The 17,718-nt window shown below is 46.0% G+C and carries 16 protein-coding genes; 4 read left to right on the top strand and 12 right to left on the bottom strand.

What is annotated here, in order from left to right; genetic code table 11:
- Positions 1 to 47 precede the first annotated feature (47 nt).
- The 12 genes from OZ660_RS19215 to gspC form a co-directional block, all read right to left on the bottom strand.
- Positions 48 to 803: a type II secretion system protein N gene (locus tag OZ660_RS19215; protein ID WP_226431801.1), complete on the bottom strand. Its 756-nt coding sequence runs from the start codon at positions 801 to 803 to the stop codon at positions 48 to 50.
- Complete coding sequence (gene gspM, locus OZ660_RS19210; RefSeq protein WP_159625567.1) at positions 800 to 1,279, bottom strand: type II secretion system protein GspM; 480 nt, start codon at positions 1,277 to 1,279, stop codon at positions 800 to 802. Before gspM ends, OZ660_RS19215 begins: the two co-directional genes overlap by 4 nt.
- Entirely contained in the window at positions 1,276 to 2,475 is a 1,200-nt protein-coding gene (gene gspL / locus OZ660_RS19205) for a type II secretion system protein GspL (RefSeq protein WP_274742059.1), read from the bottom strand. Before gspL ends, gspM begins: the two co-directional genes overlap by 4 nt.
- Positions 2,475 to 3,512 (bottom strand): type II secretion system minor pseudopilin GspK, encoded by a 1,038-nt coding sequence (gene gspK, locus OZ660_RS19200; protein WP_202262915.1) that lies wholly within the window; start codon positions 3,510 to 3,512, stop codon positions 2,475 to 2,477. The genes gspL and gspK overlap by 1 nt, the downstream gene beginning before the upstream one ends.
- Entirely contained in the window at positions 3,509 to 4,141 is a 633-nt protein-coding gene (gspJ, locus tag OZ660_RS19195) for a type II secretion system minor pseudopilin GspJ (protein ID WP_274742058.1), read from the bottom strand. The genes gspK and gspJ overlap by 4 nt, the downstream gene beginning before the upstream one ends.
- A 3-nt stretch (positions 4,142 to 4,144) precedes the next feature.
- Positions 4,145 to 4,540 (bottom strand): type II secretion system minor pseudopilin GspI, encoded by a 396-nt coding sequence (gspI, locus tag OZ660_RS19190; RefSeq protein ID WP_159625638.1) that lies wholly within the window; start codon positions 4,538 to 4,540, stop codon positions 4,145 to 4,147.
- Entirely contained in the window at positions 4,540 to 5,166 is a 627-nt protein-coding gene (gspH, locus tag OZ660_RS19185; protein WP_274742057.1) for a type II secretion system minor pseudopilin GspH, read from the bottom strand. Before gspH ends, gspI begins: the two co-directional genes overlap by 1 nt.
- A 9-nt stretch (positions 5,167 to 5,175) precedes the next feature.
- Positions 5,176 to 5,610, bottom strand: a complete 435-nt coding sequence (gene gspG, locus OZ660_RS19180) for a type II secretion system major pseudopilin GspG (protein WP_202262911.1) — start codon at positions 5,608 to 5,610, stop codon at positions 5,176 to 5,178.
- Positions 5,610 to 6,836, bottom strand: a complete 1,227-nt coding sequence (gspF, locus tag OZ660_RS19175; protein WP_274742056.1) for a type II secretion system inner membrane protein GspF — start codon at positions 6,834 to 6,836, stop codon at positions 5,610 to 5,612. The genes gspG and gspF overlap by 1 nt, the downstream gene beginning before the upstream one ends.
- Positions 6,837 to 8,402 (bottom strand): type II secretion system ATPase GspE, encoded by a 1,566-nt coding sequence (gene gspE, locus OZ660_RS19170; protein ID WP_274742055.1) that lies wholly within the window; start codon positions 8,400 to 8,402, stop codon positions 6,837 to 6,839.
- Position 8,403: 1 nt separating this feature from the next.
- A complete protein-coding gene (gene gspD, locus OZ660_RS19165) occupies positions 8,404 to 10,449 on the bottom strand; it encodes a type II secretion system secretin GspD (protein WP_202262909.1) in 2,046 nt (681 codons plus the stop codon).
- Positions 10,450 to 10,540: 91 nt separating this feature from the next.
- Complete coding sequence (gene gspC / locus OZ660_RS19160; protein WP_202262908.1) at positions 10,541 to 11,473, bottom strand: type II secretion system protein GspC; 933 nt, start codon at positions 11,471 to 11,473, stop codon at positions 10,541 to 10,543.
- Positions 11,474 to 11,602: 129 nt separating this feature from the next.
- Here gspC and hslR point away from each other — a divergent pair, with 129 nt between their 5' ends.
- The 4 genes from hslR (at position 11,603) to OZ660_RS19140 (ending at position 17,656) form a co-directional block, all read left to right on the top strand.
- Complete coding sequence (gene hslR, locus OZ660_RS19155) at positions 11,603 to 12,007, top strand: ribosome-associated heat shock protein Hsp15 (protein WP_274742054.1); 405 nt, start codon at positions 11,603 to 11,605, stop codon at positions 12,005 to 12,007.
- Between the two features lie 23 nt (positions 12,008 to 12,030).
- A complete protein-coding gene (gene hslO / locus OZ660_RS19150; protein WP_159625588.1) occupies positions 12,031 to 12,930 on the top strand; it encodes an Hsp33 family molecular chaperone HslO in 900 nt (299 codons plus the stop codon).
- A gap of 490 nt (positions 12,931 to 13,420) precedes the next feature.
- A complete protein-coding gene (locus tag OZ660_RS19145) occupies positions 13,421 to 14,983 on the top strand; it encodes a phosphoenolpyruvate carboxykinase (protein WP_274742053.1) in 1,563 nt (520 codons plus the stop codon).
- Between the two features lie 228 nt (positions 14,984 to 15,211).
- The gene (locus OZ660_RS19140) at positions 15,212 to 17,656 is read left to right on the top strand and encodes a TIM-barrel domain-containing protein (protein WP_274742052.1); all 2,445 of its coding nucleotides are present in this window, start codon (positions 15,212 to 15,214) and stop codon (positions 17,654 to 17,656) included.
- The last annotated feature ends 62 nt before the right edge of the window (positions 17,657 to 17,718 follow it).

Genomic DNA, 17,718 nt, shown 5'->3' with positions numbered 1-17,718 from the left:
CGTATGCCCTTGCAAATATGCAAGGGCATAAGAGTATTTTAGTTATTTTAAAGTTTGATAGCGATATAGCCACTAGCATCAGGCGTACCAAATAATCGAGATGCTTGGTGTACCTCGTCAGGTAAACTTTCATCTGGTTTAAATTTACCACTGACATTCACTTTCTTAAATGAAGGTGCAACCACGGCATCCATCGAAAGACCAAGCAGGTTCGGCTCGCTAACGGTTATGCCAATATCATCGCCTTCACAGCGCAGCTTGGCGGAATACGTACCAAAATCAATTGGACCTTGGGTACCGGCAACGGTGGCGTTAAGCCAGTCTCCTGTTCCATTTAAGGCTTGGCACGTGGGACCGAAGGTTAGCTCGTCCAGTTTCACTTTAAAACGACCGCCTGCATTAACGGGCAAAGGCAAGCGCACCTGAGCAATAACACGGTCAACCGGTAAATACAAAGTGAAGTCTTGTGTGCTTATCGACGATTGGCTGAACAACCCGGTTTTAATTGGGCCTTCAAATGCAATGTCGTTTTTGTCGCGAATATTACCGGCTTTTACATCTAATCTAATTTGACCCACAAATAGCGCAAGCGGGCTGAGTTGCCATTTTACGTTGTTTACGGGTAGCCCGTTCACCACAACAGTTTGGGCTTTACCTTCAAACAGTGTGCCGCTGACCTTATCTACTGATATGCCTTTGGGTAAGTCTACGCGGCCAAGTACTTGAGACGCTGGCATATAAGCAATGGCAAAAATGAAAAAGGCAACGATGGCACCTAAAATCCAAAAGACTTTTGACTTCATGCTTTTCCTAACTGTAAACGACGGATCTTGATATGGCCTGCAGCATCAGCTTCTGCAATATCAGCTTGTAGAATTACGACACCCATACTCTCCATGGCTTTTAACCATTCAAGCACATTGTTGAACGCGGCTTGGTCAACCCACACTTGTAATTCATCTCCCTGTGGCTGCATGCGAGATACTTCAATATTGTGTTGGCTGGTGGTGCGATTCACGGCCTGTGGTAGCGAGCCTGAAAACGCACGCTGACCACTCGTACTGCGTCTTAGTTGCTGCGCACGGGCAGCGCTATCTTTAACCCAGACAAGTAACGACTGTTGGTTATCAAGCAGCTTCTTTTGCTGGTCGATGGCACTGTTAAGTGGCGCCCAAACGGCAAAATAAAATAGTGCGATTACCATCACAACCGCTGACACTAATACTAATTTTTGCTCGCGCTCGGTTAGCGCTTTATACCTTTCTAATAATGCGTTCATGAGGTACTCCTAATAGACACTGTACCTACCACGCCATTGTCGCGGTTGTTAATAGCGCCTTGTTCTACCACAAAGCCTGCGTTTTCTGCTGTGCGTTTAAACTGTTCAAGCGCTTCAAAGTTTTTGCCTTGCGCTTGAATGCGAATTTCAGTGCGGCTGGCGTCAAAACGCAACGTCTGCGGCTTAACACCCGTTGATGAAAAGGCTGGTGTTAACTGATCTAACATGACCAACATAGAAGCATTCCCGCCACCTTGTTCCAGCTTAGCCAATTCGCTTTGCAGCTTTAATTTAACGTTTCGATACGTGCCAATATTGGGGAACCCTGCCTTTACCGTTTTATCAATATCGGCGTTCAACGCGTCGTTTTGCGCTGAAAGCTGATAAAGCGTTACCGATTTATCAATTAAGCTAGTGCACAGTACAAGTACAGCGAGTACCGCAGCTACGCGCCACTGCGATAATGCGCCACTGCGCTTACGCTTAATTTTGTACTCGCCTTGGCACAAGTTAAATTGTGATTGCATGGCTTCTTTCGCGAGAACCTGCATGGGCAATTCTAACGGCGCTTGTGCCTCTTGAATATTAGGCAATATCGCTAAGTCGATACCGGCATAGTTAGTGATAGTAACCACTGACTCCTGCTGCGCAGTGAAATGAGCAAGTGTTGGCAATAGCCAGGTTTGCTCGCCTTGTACGCCTTTGAAGGTGTCTTGTCGCACCAGTAATTGTTCACCCAATATCAGCACAGACCAACCTTGTTCGGTAACAGGCACCGCCAACACATCAGGAATAATTGTGTCGCAAAACAGACCTGCCTCACTTAACCATTGCTGCCATTGCTGCATTTTTTCGTGGCTTACAATGGCTACTGCTTGTTCATCGCCTTTTTTAGGGCCAATGGCAAAAAACTGCTGACTAATATCGGTGGCAATTTCGTCTTCAAGCATAAATGGAATGGCTGACAAAATCTTACGACCCGCACGAGGTGGTAAAGTGACCCACTTAAGCAAGATGTCACTGCTAGGCGCCAATGCAATAACCGCACGGTGACCCGCACGCTCTTGTAGCGTTGATAGTGCATCGGCATCAGGTAATTCACCCGACGCGATAATTTCATTCTCAGTTTGTGAATACACCAACCAACTAATTGGATCGGCATGGTTGGCGCCCAATCGCACCAATAATTGTTCCATCAATAGGTTCCCCCGAACTCGCGGCTCACTATGCTAACACCATTGTCGGTGCTCACGTGAAACACGGTGGAAAGCTTAAAAGTTGCTTTGTTGTACTGTGTTTTTGTGTGCAACATAAAATACGCAGTTTTCACGTCGAACCAGTCTAAACGGGTGTTAGACAAATTCAATGCTGTGATCACTGGATCATTTAAAAAGTCGTTTACTTCATCCCAGCCGCCTTCTGGACGGCTGCTAATCAGGCTAGATGCTTGTTGATTATCTAACCCAGTTAACCCCATTAATAGCGGAATATCTTTTTCATCAAGTGTATTGACGTTAATTTTAAGGTCTGTGCTCTCAGGAACTACGCACACTAGCGGCATCAGCGCGCGTAACCAATTGGCAGACACACCGTTTATAATACGCAATTCGCTTTTTGATGCCAGTAATCCATTCGCGGCTAAATAGGGAAACTCGCGAGACTCATATTCACTGTCTTCAGCGCCATAACTGCGCGGAAAATCATCATCGTCTACCCAGTCGGCCAGGCTGTCTCGAATGGTATTGGCGGTATAGGCGTCAAGCTCATCAATATTGAGCGCCAGCAACATGGTATGAAAGGCTTCCATGGCCTCTGTTTGATTAGCATTGCCATTGGCGTTTGAATTGCTGCTACTAGCACCTGCTAAAATAGCGTTAAGATTAAAACATGACTGCAAATCTTCTAAGTTTGCTGTAAGCCCACCATTTTCTAACGGATAACTGAATTCTTGCGCCCACGGCTGATCCAGTGAAATAACATCAGGTGTTTCGGTGATAAGGGTTTGAATAGATTTGCGCGCAAAGGCCTCAGCGCCAAGCGCATACCAGTAGGCTTGGTTATTATCTTTTAGGTTCATGGTGCGCTGTATCTGAAGTTGTAAGCGCGTGCCCATTTCGGTGGCGAGCACTGCCACAAGAGCGACAACCATTAACACGATAATTAGCGCTACCCCCTGTTGTTTAGGTAGTGATGATGGCTGAACTGGGCGCTGTTTTACGAAGCCGTTTTTCATTGGCCACCTGTGGTTAACACAAATTCACGGCGAATTTTTCCAAAATCTACACTGACAAATTCAATGGCTACGGCGCGTGGGAGTTTCTCGCCTTTATAGCTTTCACTCCAGGTTAAATCATCGCTTTCCTTTACCGACGATGTGCTATTTGTGGCCGCCACAAACTCCACTTTAAAGCTTTCTATGCCCTCAAGCAGTACACGTATCTTAGGTTCGTAACCAATGACATTGTCGACGTAGTTACCATAGAGGCGCTCTAGCCTATCTTCGCGTAATCGGTACGCAACATATTGAAGGGTACTGCGAGGTAACATGAGTTGTGGGTTGTGCCAGCCTGTACGCACAAAACCAATACCATCATCGTCGCTATCGCCTATTTCTCCGCCCGCCATCACGATACTTTGCTTTTCACCGTTCACGCGAACGGGACGAGGAACCGCTTGTTGAATATCCCGTTCAATAGTCGTCATGGCACGTTGAAGCAACTGCAGTTTTACAAAGCGTTCTTCTGACAGTTCGTTACTATCTATTACTGTGGTTAAAATGGCGGTAGAGGCAAGTCCGATCATGGCAAAAATAGCCATGGCAATTAGCACCTCGATAAGGGTAAACCCGCGTTGCTTGCCCATAACTTAACTACCGCCTGTTGGCTTAGCAACAAACGTCGTTACTGACGTAACAGAGTCGTTATAGGTTTTGTCTTCACCCACGAAAATGGTTACGGAACGCAGGTCGTCGTCATTTGTTTTAGTAACGGTTTGCTTCCAATACCAAGTGCGATCGGCCATTTCCATATTGCCCTTAACGTTATTTTTGGGTGGCCACGTTGTTTCCAGCTGAAGCTGATTTAACCGATTGCTGGCAACCCAATTGGCAAAGGTAACCGACTCAATTTGTCCTATGCTAGAAAGGTGTTCGCTGGCTGCCTTTAAGATAGCTGTGCCTGCCAGTGCGAAAATAGACAGCGCTACCATGACTTCAATTAACGTAAAGCCCGTTGCGCGCCGACGAGTCGGGGAACACCGCATCACAGTGGACGCTCCAAAGGACCTTCTAAGGAAAGTGGTGGTAGTTCTTGATTCTGTAAGCTGTAATATACCGCCTCTTCGTCAAAGTCTCCCTCGTAATTAAACGACAGTGTGAAAGGCGTAATTTCGCCGCTCGACATAATTAAGACTTGCGGTGGCGGTAACAACTTATCTTCTTCATTGCCAATATCTACTCCCTCTTCAGACACACTGAGATTTTCGTCAAACAAATCTCTGTCAAACAGGCGGTCTTCTACATCCCAGGGTAAATCATCCAAGTTTAGTGTGAATGTAAAGGGCTCTGGCAAGGTGTGAGTGGCATACATTTCTTCATCTTCTAAACGTTGCCACTTATCTTCATCGTCCAAATAGACAAAATAGTACTCGTGCTTATCGTGTTCGAAGCGAATACCCAGTTGTCTTTGGTTTAGCACGGCGTAGTCACTGGCCATGTCAGTAAGTACTTGTAAGCGTTGGGCCTGACTTTTCAATAAATCCGCTTGGCTTGAGCCAAAGGCGTTGTACATTACATACCCCGCAGCCAAACCAATAAGCAGCAGTACAACCATAACCTCAATAAGGGTAAAGCCCGATTGTTTGCTATTTATACTGCTTAGCCTGTGCATTGCTATGCCTTAAAGGTACTCGTCAATATTCCAGTTACCGATATCGTCATCAGTACCTGGTTCGCCATCAGGACCATTAGAGAAAATGTCAATTTCGCCCAGCTCTCCTGGACTAATCAATGCGTAAGGGTTGCCCCATGGATCTTCTGGAAGACGGTCGATGTAGCCACCTTCAGGGTAGTTACGCGGAATTGGCTCGATAGTAGGCGCACTAACCAATGACTCAAGCCCTTGCTCGGTCGTTGGATAACGGTTATTGCGCAACTTGTACATTTGCAGCGCACCTTTGAGCGTTTGAATGTCTACCGCTGCTTTTTGGCGTTTGGCTTCTTCACCGCTGCCAATAACATTAGGCGCGATCATAGCGGCCATTATGCCAATGATTAGAAGTACAACCATTACTTCAATCAAACTAAATCCGGAACTGCGACGTAGAGTTTTCATTAAATATTCACCATGTTGTTCAATGCTAGAATTGGCTGCAATATTGCCATTACGATAAACAGAACAATGCCTGCCATCGATACAATAAGTAAGGGTTCAAATACCTTGAGTGAGACACCAATAAGCGCTTCGAATTCCCTATCCTGATTATCTGCCGCGCGAGTGAGCATTTGCTGAAGCTCGCCCGACTTTTCACCTGATGCAATCATGTGCATCATCATTGGTGGAAACATTTTTGTATTATCTAACGCGGCACGCAGGCTACTGCCTTCTTTTACGTTAACCGCGGCGTCAGACACCTGATTTTTTATGTGCTGATTTTCTAATACATCACCAGAAATGCGCATAGCCTCGAGTAGCGGCACTGCACTGGCACTTAATATACTTAACGTGCGAGCAAAGCGCGCGGTATTCATTCCTCGCGATACTTTGCCGATTAATGGCAGTTTAAGTAACAGTTTGTGATAGCGTAGTTTCATGTGTTTTTGTTGTAATACCCGTTGCATCACTACAATAAGCAACACGATGGCCATAAACAAAAACAGCCCGTAGTTTTGCATCCACTCACTAATGGCGATAAGCAGCTTAGTGATAATGGGGAGCTCCTGCCCGGAGTTAGTAAATTGCCCTACAATTTTAGGCACCACTATGGTCAGTAACATCACAATAATACCTACCGCGAAAAACAGCATCAGTGACGGGTAGATAAGGGCTTGAGAAATTTGACTACGGGTTTGTTGGCGGCGCTCTGTATAGTCGGCCAAGCGATTTAATACGGTGTCGAGGTGTCCTGATTTTTCCCCAGCTGCCACCATGGCACGATACAATTCATCAAACACGCTAGGAAATTCACTCATGGCATCAGCAAGGCCATGACCTTCAACCACTTTGCTTCTCACTGCCATCATCATGTTTTTCTGACGTGGCTTTTCGCTCTGCTCAGCAACGGCCAGCAATGCTTCCTCAACGGGAAGTGCTGATTCAACTAATGTTGCCAATTGACGCGTAAGTAGCGCCAGATCAGACGCAGAGATACGCGGCTTAAAGAAACTGAATGATAAACCTTTGCCATCGTTTTGCGCGCGTTCGGCAACCTGTTCAACCTCTAAGGGAATTAACCCCTTTTCGCGCAGCTGCTGGCGTACTTGACGAGCATTGTCACCTTCTAATACGCCATTGGCGTTTTTTCCCTTGGCATTAAGCGCCTTATAAGCAAACGCTGCCATTTAGTCTTCCCTTGTAACGCGAAGCACTTCTTCAAGAGAGGTAACACCTGAAAGTACTTTGCGACAGCCGTCTTCGCGAATACTTGGGGTACTTTGTCTGATGTAGCGCTCAATAGCTTGTTCACCTACCCCTTCGTGCATCATTTCTCGCACTTTTTCATCGACGAGCAATAGCTCGTGAATGCCCGTACGCCCGCGATAGCCGGTCTGATTACACGCCGCACAACCGTGAGGCGAGTAAATAACGGTTTCACTTGTTGCTGCTTGCCCTAGTATCTCAAGCTCAGAGGCATCTGGCGTGTGTGGCTTTTTACAATCGGGGCACAAGGTTCTTACTAGTCGTTGTGATAGTACTGCAAGTAGACTCGATGAGAGTAAAAATGGCTCAATACCCATATCTTCTAAACGGGTAATTGCACCTGCTGCGGTATTGGTGTGAAGGGTCGATAACACTAAGTGACCCGTTAAACTGGCTTGTACTGCTATTTGTGCGGTTTCGATATCACGAATCTCACCGACCATCACCACATCAGGGTCTTGACGTAAAATGGCGCGCAAGCCACGTGCAAAGGTCATGTCTACGCGCGGGTTAACTTGGGTTTGCCCAATGCCAGGTAAATCAAATTCAATGGGGTCTTCAACTGTCAAAATGTTGCGATCCCGTGAGTTAATTTCGGTAAGGCCTGCGTACAAGGTGGTACTTTTACCAGAACCTGTGGGGCCAGTTACCAAAATAATGCCGTGAGGCTTTCTGATAAGCGTTGAAAAATGACCACGGTTTTGCTGCGTCATCCCCAAATCTTCAAGGTTTAGCCGTGCATTATTCTTATCAAGTAAACGCAACACAACACGTTCACCGTGACTTGATGGCATTGTAGAAACACGTACATCTACTGCTCGCCCAGCAATTCGCAAGGTAATGCGACCATCTTGAGGAACGCGTTTTTCAGCAATATCCAGTTTCGCCATTACTTTGATACGCGATACCAACATAGAAGAGAGCTTGCGATTAGGACGCAAAATCTCGCGCAATACGCCGTCTACTCGGAATCTAACCACAAGTTGGTTTTCAAAGGTTTCAATGTGGATATCCGATGCGCCTTCCTTGATAGCTTCGCCTAACATAGCGTTAATGAGCTTAATAATAGGGGCGTCGTCTTCGCTATCTAATAGGTCTTCGGTGTCGGGTAGGTCTTCAGCGAGGGCAAACAAATCACTTTCATTGCCTAAGTCTTCCATCAACTGCTTAGCCGCTGAGCTATCACGCTGAAACGCATTGGTTAATAAGCTTTCAAATTCATCTTCAGGAATTGTTTTTGGTACAAATGGCTCGCCATAAAAGCGACGTACTTCAGCAAACACATCAAAAGGGGTGTTCTCTGTAAAGTACAGTACGGCTGGCGTCTCATTAGTTTCCAATAGCACTTGATTGCGTTTGGCAAAACTAAACGAAAGCTGCTTGGGGCCCGCTTCCTCTTCAGGAATACCTGCCTCTTCACCCATAGCCTCTAACGCTTCTTCCTGCGCTTCTAAAGCCTGAGTAATTTGTTCGCCTTGCCCAGCCATATTAGTCCTTACCTTCTTTCTGCTTTTCTTTCTCTGTTAAATACTCTTCAAAAGAAGGTGGCAGTGAAAGTGCATCATCCCATTGCGGCATGCTTGGCGTTTCTTCGTAAGGCATCAACGAGATACCTTCTTGTTGGCGCTTAAGCTGCAAGGCTCGCATGTAGTTGTACTTGCGATGACTAATAGCGTTCATTGTCGCAGCGTCACGCACGATAGTAGGCTTTAAGAACACCATCAAGTTGCGCTTACGCTTGCTGGTCGAAGTGGTTTTAAACAAGTGACCCAAAATAGGAATGTCGCCCAGTAAAGGTACTTTTGACATACTTTCTTGTACGTCTTCATCAATAAGGCCACCAAGCACAATTGTGCCGCCATCATCAACGATAACGGTGGTTTTTATTTCACGTTTATTGATAGAAATATCAACCGACGTTGCACCACTTACACTTGATACCTCTTGTTCGATAAGCAGTTGAACCGCATCGCCTTCATTAATTTGCGGTGTCACTTTAAGCTTGATACCTACTTCCTGACGGTCAACGGTTTGGAATGGATTTGAGTTATTAGCACCTGTGGTGGTACCCGTGATAATAGGTACTTCCTGACCCACAATAAAGAAGGCTTCTTCGTTATCCATAGTGGTAAGGTGTGGCGTAGCAAGAATGTTTGAATTGGTATCGTTGCTTACCGCTTGAATCACTGCGCCCCAACCATCTTCAATAATACCGGCAATCATACCGTTTGCGCCGCCAAGTAGGCTGGCTAAATTAGTGAAATCACCTTCAATGGTATTGGTAGATTCAACCACTTCACCGTTGGCGGTTATATTCGTTGTGGTTACTTCTCTATCTTCTGCTTGACGCAATGCAACTGCCAATGAACCTACAGGGATAACACCGTTGTTAAACTGCGTACCACCACCTTCTTCTGATACCCATTGAACACCTAAAGTAGTGCCATCGCCTTCAAAGACTTCAACAATCACCGCTTCAACTTGCACCTGAGCACGGCGAATATCTAATTGTCTTACCACTTCTTCTAGCGAGCGCATCATATCTGGCTCTGCGGTGATAACGATAGCATTCGAGTCTTCGTGGGCATCAATGCTTACTTCGCGGCTTGAACGGCCACGACGCGTGTTACCTGTTGTACCTTGCTCTTCTGCTTGAATACTTGCTGAAACGCCCTGTAAAACCTGTACAAGATCCTCGGCTTTGGCGTAATTAAGAAATAGGACGCGCGTGTTGCCATTGGATTCAAGCTCTTGGTCCATGCGCTGAATAAGGTTTATCAAACGCTGACGGGCTTTTATATCGCCACTGACGATAACCGAGTTTGTTCTGTCGTCGGCAACAACGCGAGGCTCAGATTTTGCGCCAGTATTGGCTTTGCCTTGTGATTTATTGATGCTGTCAATAATACGCACCATTTCTGACGCAGACGCATAGCGTAGTTTGACTATTTCAACTTCTTCATCACCCGCACGGTCAACGCGCTCGATAATTTCAACCAAACGGTTAACCACTGCCGCGCGACCTGTAAGCATCATTACATTGGATGGGTCGTGGCTAACGACATTACCACCACCGGCTTGATCGTTTAACTGACGTAATATGGGAGATAACTCACGTACCGGAACGTTGTAAACGGGTACAACGCGGGTGATCATCTCGTCGCCGTCGCGATTAGCGCCTTCTACTACGGGAATGTTTGAGGTTTTTGCATCTTTTGAGCGCACGACTTTTAGAATGCCACTTGGCATTTCAACCACAGCAAAGTCGTAAACTTGCAACACGTTTAAGAAGAACTGGTAATACTGATCTTCATCAAGCATATCGTAACTGCGTACGCTAATTTTGCCGCGCACATTTGGGTCGACAATAATGGTACGCTCAAGATTCTTACCAACAATGTTGATAAATTCGTTGATATCCGTGTCTTTGAAATTAGGCATGTACTCAGCGGCGGTCACTGAGAAGCACATAAGCGCGGTACACATTGCCGTGCCTAAGCGAGATAATAATTGTTGGCCAGTACGCCTTTTCATTCTAACTTCCTTCATTTCCCAATCGGTCGATGGTGTGCTACGTCTTAGCTACCTTGATGTTGCGATTGTCGCTAATCTATTTCTTAGTTTTTTACGACTCAGGTAAATCTAAATAGAGCGTAGTTAAACTACCATCTCGAATAATCGTTAATTCTATCGTTTGTGCGTTACGTAACTCTGACAACGCTTCTTGCGATTGCTGCATATCTGTGAGGTCGAGCCCGTTAATTTGTGAAATCACATCACCGGCTTGAAGCCCAGCCGATTTGAACAATTCAGGCTCTTTTCCTGGGCTTACTTGATACCCAATAAGCTGGCCTTCTTCAGTCTTCGGTGAAATAGAAATAAAATCGGTAAAGCTAGCAGGGCTTTCGCGCAATGCGGCGGTGGCTTCAAGGGCTTCTTCACTGAGCTCTCTGCTATCTTCGTCGTTATTCTCGTAGTCATCTTCAGCGCGTGGACGCTGGCGTGCAAGTTGTTCGCGGCGTCGATTAGCTTCTTCGTAGTCGATACCGTCAAGCATCAGTGTTTCGTTGCGCGCCCCGTTTCGAATAATTACACGGTCGTTATAGACTTTTTGTAATGTGGCATTAGTGCCTTCAATTTTTTCACCCAACCCGTATACCGCTTGGCTTCCACGATTTTCTATAATTGCAGTACCTGAGTCTTGCTCAGAACTTGCAACAACCCCTGTCAGCGTAAGGTTTAAGCGCGTTTCAGGTGCATCGGTGACCTCAACAACGGCCTCTACTTTCGGGGCAGCCGCAGCGTCACCGAATAAATTAAGCTGTTGTATTTTGCGCAGGTTGACCCCATTTTGCCCTGACGGCGAAGAAACTACTGGTGTACGGGCAACAACAGGTGTCGCAGATAGCTGAGGTTCAGGTATAATTCGCCAAAGCGTTTTGGCAGCAAAAGCAATTAAATACAGGCTTAGCAGAACCACCACTAGGGTATTAAGCTGTTTTTGGTGCTGGTTCACATAAACAACCAGAGAATGTGGGTTGGGTTTGTTGAATGTCATGCTGCCACTGATGGTACTGCTTTTTATAATTAAGTGAATTTTTGGTTAACCGCGCTTTAGCGAAACCCATAATAGCCTAGTAAAGGTGGGGGTCACAACACTAAAGCCACACCATTACGAAATTATTACATGAGCCAAACGGATAGCAACAATACAACACAAAATGTCAGACTGGACAAGTGGCTGTGGGCCGCAAGGTTCTTCAAAACTCGTGCTATCGCCAGAGACATGGTGCAGTCGGGTAAAGTGCATTACAACGGACAGCGCGCCAAGCCAGGCAAGCATGTAGAGCTGGGAGCAATGATAAAAGTTCCCTCTGGCTGGGATAATCGCGAAATTAAAGTGCTAGGCTTAAGTGATAAGCGACTTAGCGCTCCGTTGGCGCAGACACTTTATGAAGAAACACAAGAAAGTGTAACAAAACGTGAAGAAAACCAAGTGGCGCGTAAAATAAATGCGTTTCACAGTCCAAAGCCCGAGCACCGACCTGACAAAAAGCAGCGACGACAAATTATTAAATTTAAGCAGCAATAAGCGGCTGCGCAACAGGATTACTTATGAGCGACTTCGACAAATTACACCGCTTTATGTTTACCCAAGCCAACGTTCGTGGCGAATTAGTGCGCTTAAACGAAAGCTTGAAGCAAATTGTGCACAGCTATGAATACCCTGTGCAAATTCAAACGTTGCTAAGTGAAATGGCGGCGGCGACATCATTGCTTACCGCTACGCTAAAATTTAAAGGTGAAATCTCACTGCAAATTCAAAGCAAGGGGCCGGTAAGTTATGCGGTAATTAATGCTACGCACGATCAGACGTTTCGCGGTGTAGCCCGTTGGGATGAATCACTGGCATCATTACCCGAAACCTTTTCGGAATTACTGACACAAGCTGTGCTTGTTATCACTATTACGCCAGATGAAGGCGAACGCTACCAAGGTGTTGTGGCACTTGATAAGCCGAGTTTAGCTGAGTGTATTGTGGGTTACTTTGAACAGTCAGAACAGCTTGCTACTCGTGTGCATCTAATGACTGATATGGGCAATCCTGAAGATCCGAAAGCATCTGGGGTATTACTGCAAGTACTGCCCACCGACGCCAGCGCGACTGATGTATCGCAAGCCAATGAGTTTGCGCATATTGCTAAGCTAACTGAAACACTGACAAAAGATGAAATGTTCTCTTTGACGGTAGAAGATATTCTTTATCGCTTATACCACCAAGAAGATGTTGAGATGTTTCCTGCTAAAGATGTCTCTTTTAAATGTACATGTTCAAAAGAGCGTAGTTCAGAAGCATTACGCCATGTAGAAAAAGCAGAACTACTCGCTATTGTCGAAGAAGAAGGCGCGGTGAAAATGCATTGTCAGTATTGTCATGCAGAGTATCGTTTCGACAGCATCGACATTGAAGCTATTCACAGTGGTAATTTTGGCGCATCGCCTGCTAACCAATAATACGCTGGTGTATTGCTAGTGCGTTAGTGACTGGCAACGCAAATCAGTAAAAACTGACATCAACATTGTGAGACATTGCAAGCCTATGCTTGCAGTGTTTCCTTTCTCCTCCTCTTTTTAGCGCTTCTCACTTCAAACGTTTTTTACACTTCACATGTGGTCAACTTTTGAACACTAGTAAGCTTTTCTAACCTCCTGTCGTCCTGATTGATCGCTAACTGAATGTACCTTTGAAAAAAATCAATAATGCTTACAACTTTTTTTGTTGTGAAATCTATCGATCAATATCACGTCATTAGTGAAAAAATTTGAATTTATATGCAAGGAAAACCCTTTCCTTGTAATTAAATTACAATATTTATGAAAGTTAAGTCTGCTAAATATTGACTATGTGATTTTAAAATGCGCCTTACCCCTTGTTTACTTTACACTCGTTGAGGTGATACTTTTTTGAAAGTGCTTTTGAAAAATTACATATAGGGTAACAGTCATGACTGCAGCAGCCTCACTTCAAACGGATCTGAAAGTAACTCCTCTCACTGACCTGTCTAATGCAGAGCTTATCGAACGCGCAGTAAAGCGTGGTGAAGGCGTACTAGACAAAAACGGTGCACTTGTTGTTGAAACAGGTAAGCGTACCGGCCGTTCACCAAACGACCGATTCATTGTTAAAGAAGCCACAACAGAAAACGATATTGATTGGGGTAAGGTAAACAAGCCCTTCGATGCAGATAAATTTGACGCCCTGTGGGATCGCGTTGAGGCGTATCTTTCAACTCAAGAACACTTTCTATCACACCTTCAAGTAGGCTCAGACCCAGAGCATGCGCTTTCGCTAGAAGTAAGAACGCAAACTGCATGGCAGCACGTGTTTGCGCGCAACCTATTTATTATTCCTGAAACGTGGAATGTAAAAGGCGACCAACCTTGGCAAATTCTTAACGTACCAGGTTTTACCTGTGAGCCAGAGCGCGACGGTACAAACAGTGACGGTACGGTCATTATTAACTTTGCCAAAAAGCGTGTTCTTATTGCGGGTATGCGCTACGCGGGTGAAATGAAAAAGGCCATGTTCTCGGTACAAAACTTCCTACTACCAGCAAAAGACGTATTGCCAATGCACTGCTCTGCTAACGTGGGTGAAGAAGGTGATGTAACCCTATTTTTTGGTTTGTCTGGTACAGGTAAAACGACCTTGTCAGCTGATCCAAAGCGTTTCTTAATTGGCGATGACGAACACGGTTGGGCACCTGGTAGTGTGTTTAACATTGAAGGTGGCTGTTACGCTAAGTGTATCGACCTGTCGCAGAAAAATGAGCCCGTAATTTGGAATGCGATTAAATTCGGTACTATCTTGGAAAACGTAGTACTTGATGACACGCGCACGCCTGACTACACAGATACCAGCCTTACGCAAAATTCACGTGCCGCATACCCGCTTGAGCACATTGAAAAGCGCGTAGCCGAAAACCGCGGTGGCGAACCTCGCTCTGTCGTATTTCTTACCTGTGATGTAAGTGGTGTACTTCCTCCTGTGTCTGTACTTAGCGAAGAAGCGGCTGCTTATCATTTCCTAAGCGGTTATACCGCTAAAGTAGGTTCTACGGAAATCGGATCAACCAGCGATATCGAGTCTACCTTCTCAACATGTTTTGGTGCACCGTTCTTCCCTCGCCCTGCTGGTGTGTACGCTGAGCTACTGATCAAGCGCGTTAAAGCCTTTGGAGCAAAAGTGTATTTGGTTAATACTGGCTGGACTGGCGGTCCTTACGGCACCGGCAGCCGTTTCGATATCCCTACCACACGCGCTATTATCGACGCGATTGTTTCTGGCAATTTAGCTGACGTAGAAACACAGCATATTGACGCATTGAACCTTGATGTACCTGTGGCTGTTGAAGGGGTTGATAGCAACTTACTCGTACCTCAAAACACGTGGGCTGATAAAGCGAAATACGAAGAATATGCCGCTAACTTAGTTAACGACTTTAAGCAAAATTTTGAAAAATACGACGTTAGCGAAGCTATCGTTAAAGCTGGACCGGGTAACTAGTTAATCGGTTCTGCCCCTTCCCAACGTTCATCACGCTCAACGTGATCGATGTTTTAGCCCGCACCGTGTTGCGGGCTTTTTTTGTGCAAAAATTAACAAATTTAACATTATGAATACGTATGTTTATTTAAGTCGCTGCACCCGCTGGTTATTATTTATTGTTCATAAATAGGTTTTCAGTGTGTGGTCGTGTTTGCCCAGTGCTGAAGCAGACAGGAAGGTTTTAGCATGAAGAAACGGCACGCGCGCGCATCGGGCATTCTTATCACCTCTATCGCACTAGCGCTTGGCTCTGTCAGTGCATTGGCAGAGGTACAACAGGTCAGTTTAAACGGCACAACACTTAAGCTCGATACTGATACTAACGACTTCACTATCTCTGCGTTGGGTAACAATAGCTTTCAGGTTACCTTTTTGACAGATGACACTGGCGCTGCCTACACAAACCTGCCTTCAATGGCATTGCCAGAGTTAACAACGCAAAAAGGCTTTTCTGACGCTGCGCCTAGCAATGTTGTGCTTGAAGAAAATACGACCACAGTAACGTTTAGCTATGGCGATGTTGCCGCGCAAGTCGATAAACGTACCCACGTAATTAGCTATACGGTGAATGGCAAGGTTGTAGCCCAAGAGCGCAACGGCCTTTCGGTGTCTGACAGCGGTGTAAACTTATCGTTTGCGCTAGATGAAAACGAGAAACTTTATGGTGGCGGCCAGCGGGTTTTAGGTATGGATCGTCGTGGTCATAGCATGCCACTATATAACAAAGCACACTATGGCTACACCACATCGTCAAACCAAATGTACTATGGTTTGTCTGCCGTTATGTCGTCAAAACATTACAGCGTACTGTTTGATAACACCGCGTCTGGCGAGCTAGATATTGGCAAAACTAACAGCGATGAGTTGCTGTTTAAGGCGCAAGGCGGCCGCGCTAGCTACATCATGGTATTGGGTGAAAGCCTAGAAGATACGGTAACGTCTACCGTAGCAGTAACGGGAAAGCAGCCGCTTCCACCGCGTTGGCTGTTAGGAAACTTTGCGTCTCGCTTTGGTTATAAGTCTCAGCAGCAGGTCATGGATGTTGTCGACCAGTTCAATCAGCAAGATATTCCTGTAGACGCCGTCGTACTAGATCTTTATTGGTTTGGTAAAGATGTAAAAGGGCATATGGGCAATTTAAGCTGGGACACTGAGGCGTTTCCGGCACCTGAAACCATGATAGCGAGTCTTCGTGAGCAAGACGTTAAAACGGTGCTGATTACTGAGCCGTTTATACTCACTACCTCTAAACAATGGGAAAGTGCTGTTGCGGCCGATGCACTTGCTGCGAAAGAAGATGGCTCGCCTTACACGTTCGATTTTTACTTCGGCAATACAGGGTTGGTTGACGTTTTCAGCGAAAAGGGACAAAACTGGTTTTGGTCGTTCTATGAAAAGCTAGCTGCACAGGGCGTTGCAGGCTGGTGGGGCGATCTTGGCGAGCCAGAAGTTCACCCTGACGATATTCAGCACATGTGGCAATCCACAAAAGTCAGCGGAGCAGAAGTGCACAATGCCTATGGCCACCAGTGGGCAAAAACCGTATACAACAACCTAACGGCGTTGCAACCTAATACACGTCCTTTTGTACTCATGCGTTCAGGGTTTCTAGGTAGTCAACGCTTTGGTATGGTGCCGTGGACAGGCGATGTAAGCCGCAGTTGGGGCGGCCTTAAACCACAGGTTGAACTTGCATTACAAATGAGTGTGTTTGGTCTTGCCTATACGCATTCTGACTTAGGCGGTTTTGCAGGAGGCGACACCTTCGACCCTGAACTCTACACGCGCTGGCTGCAATTCGGTACTTTCTCGCCAGTGTTCAGGCCTCATGCCCAAGATGCCATTGCACCTGAGCCTATTTTTCATGATGACCCCGTAAAATCTATTGCGCGTGACTTTATCAAGCTGCGTTACGCGATGTTGCCCTACAACTATTCGCTCGCATTTGAAAACGCATTGCATGGCACACCGTTGATGCGCCCACTTGCGTTGTCGTTCGACCAAGACAGATGGTTTGAAGAGGCTAGCAGTTACATGTGGGGCGACGCGTTTTTGGTTTCTGTGGTAACAGAGCCTAACCAAAGTGAATGGAAAGTGACTTTGCCAGAAGGGGTTTGGTTTGACTTTTTCTCAGACACTAAATACCACGGTGATAAGGCAGGTAAGGTGGTTAACTATCCACTAACAGACGCCACGTTCCCCGTATGGGTGAAAGCGGGTAGCTTTGTGCCGATGAGTGAAAACATGTCGCGTACAGAAGACTACGACGCCAGCAAGCTTACGCTGCATTATTACCATGATATGTCGGTTGAACGTGCGCAATATCAGCTTTACGAAGATGATGGGAAAAACCCACAAACGGTGGAAAAAGGATTATTCACCACTATCGCTTTGTCGGCTTCTACAACACGTGACGGTGAGCTTACCCTCAACATAGCCAGCGATGGTAGCTATATTGGCATGCCTAAAACCCGCGAGCTATCGTGGGTAATTCACGGCGTGACGGCTAAACCGCAACACGTGCTGGTGAACGGGAAGGCAATATCAAGTGAATGGAATGAAAAAGGGAAAACGCTTTCACTTGCATTTTCGTGCGACTACCAGCAACCTGTAGAGATTAAAATCTTGTAAGCTTATCTTGTGTCATTAGACAGCAGAGGGCGCACGTGAAGCGCCCTTTTTTGTTTTTACCT

The organism is Alteromonas sp. 009811495, from assembly GCF_028865455.1.
Taxonomy (GTDB): domain Bacteria; phylum Pseudomonadota; class Gammaproteobacteria; order Enterobacterales; family Alteromonadaceae; genus Alteromonas.
The sequence above is the reverse complement of the archived record's forward strand: the minus strand, read 5'-3'. Positions and strand labels throughout refer to the sequence as shown.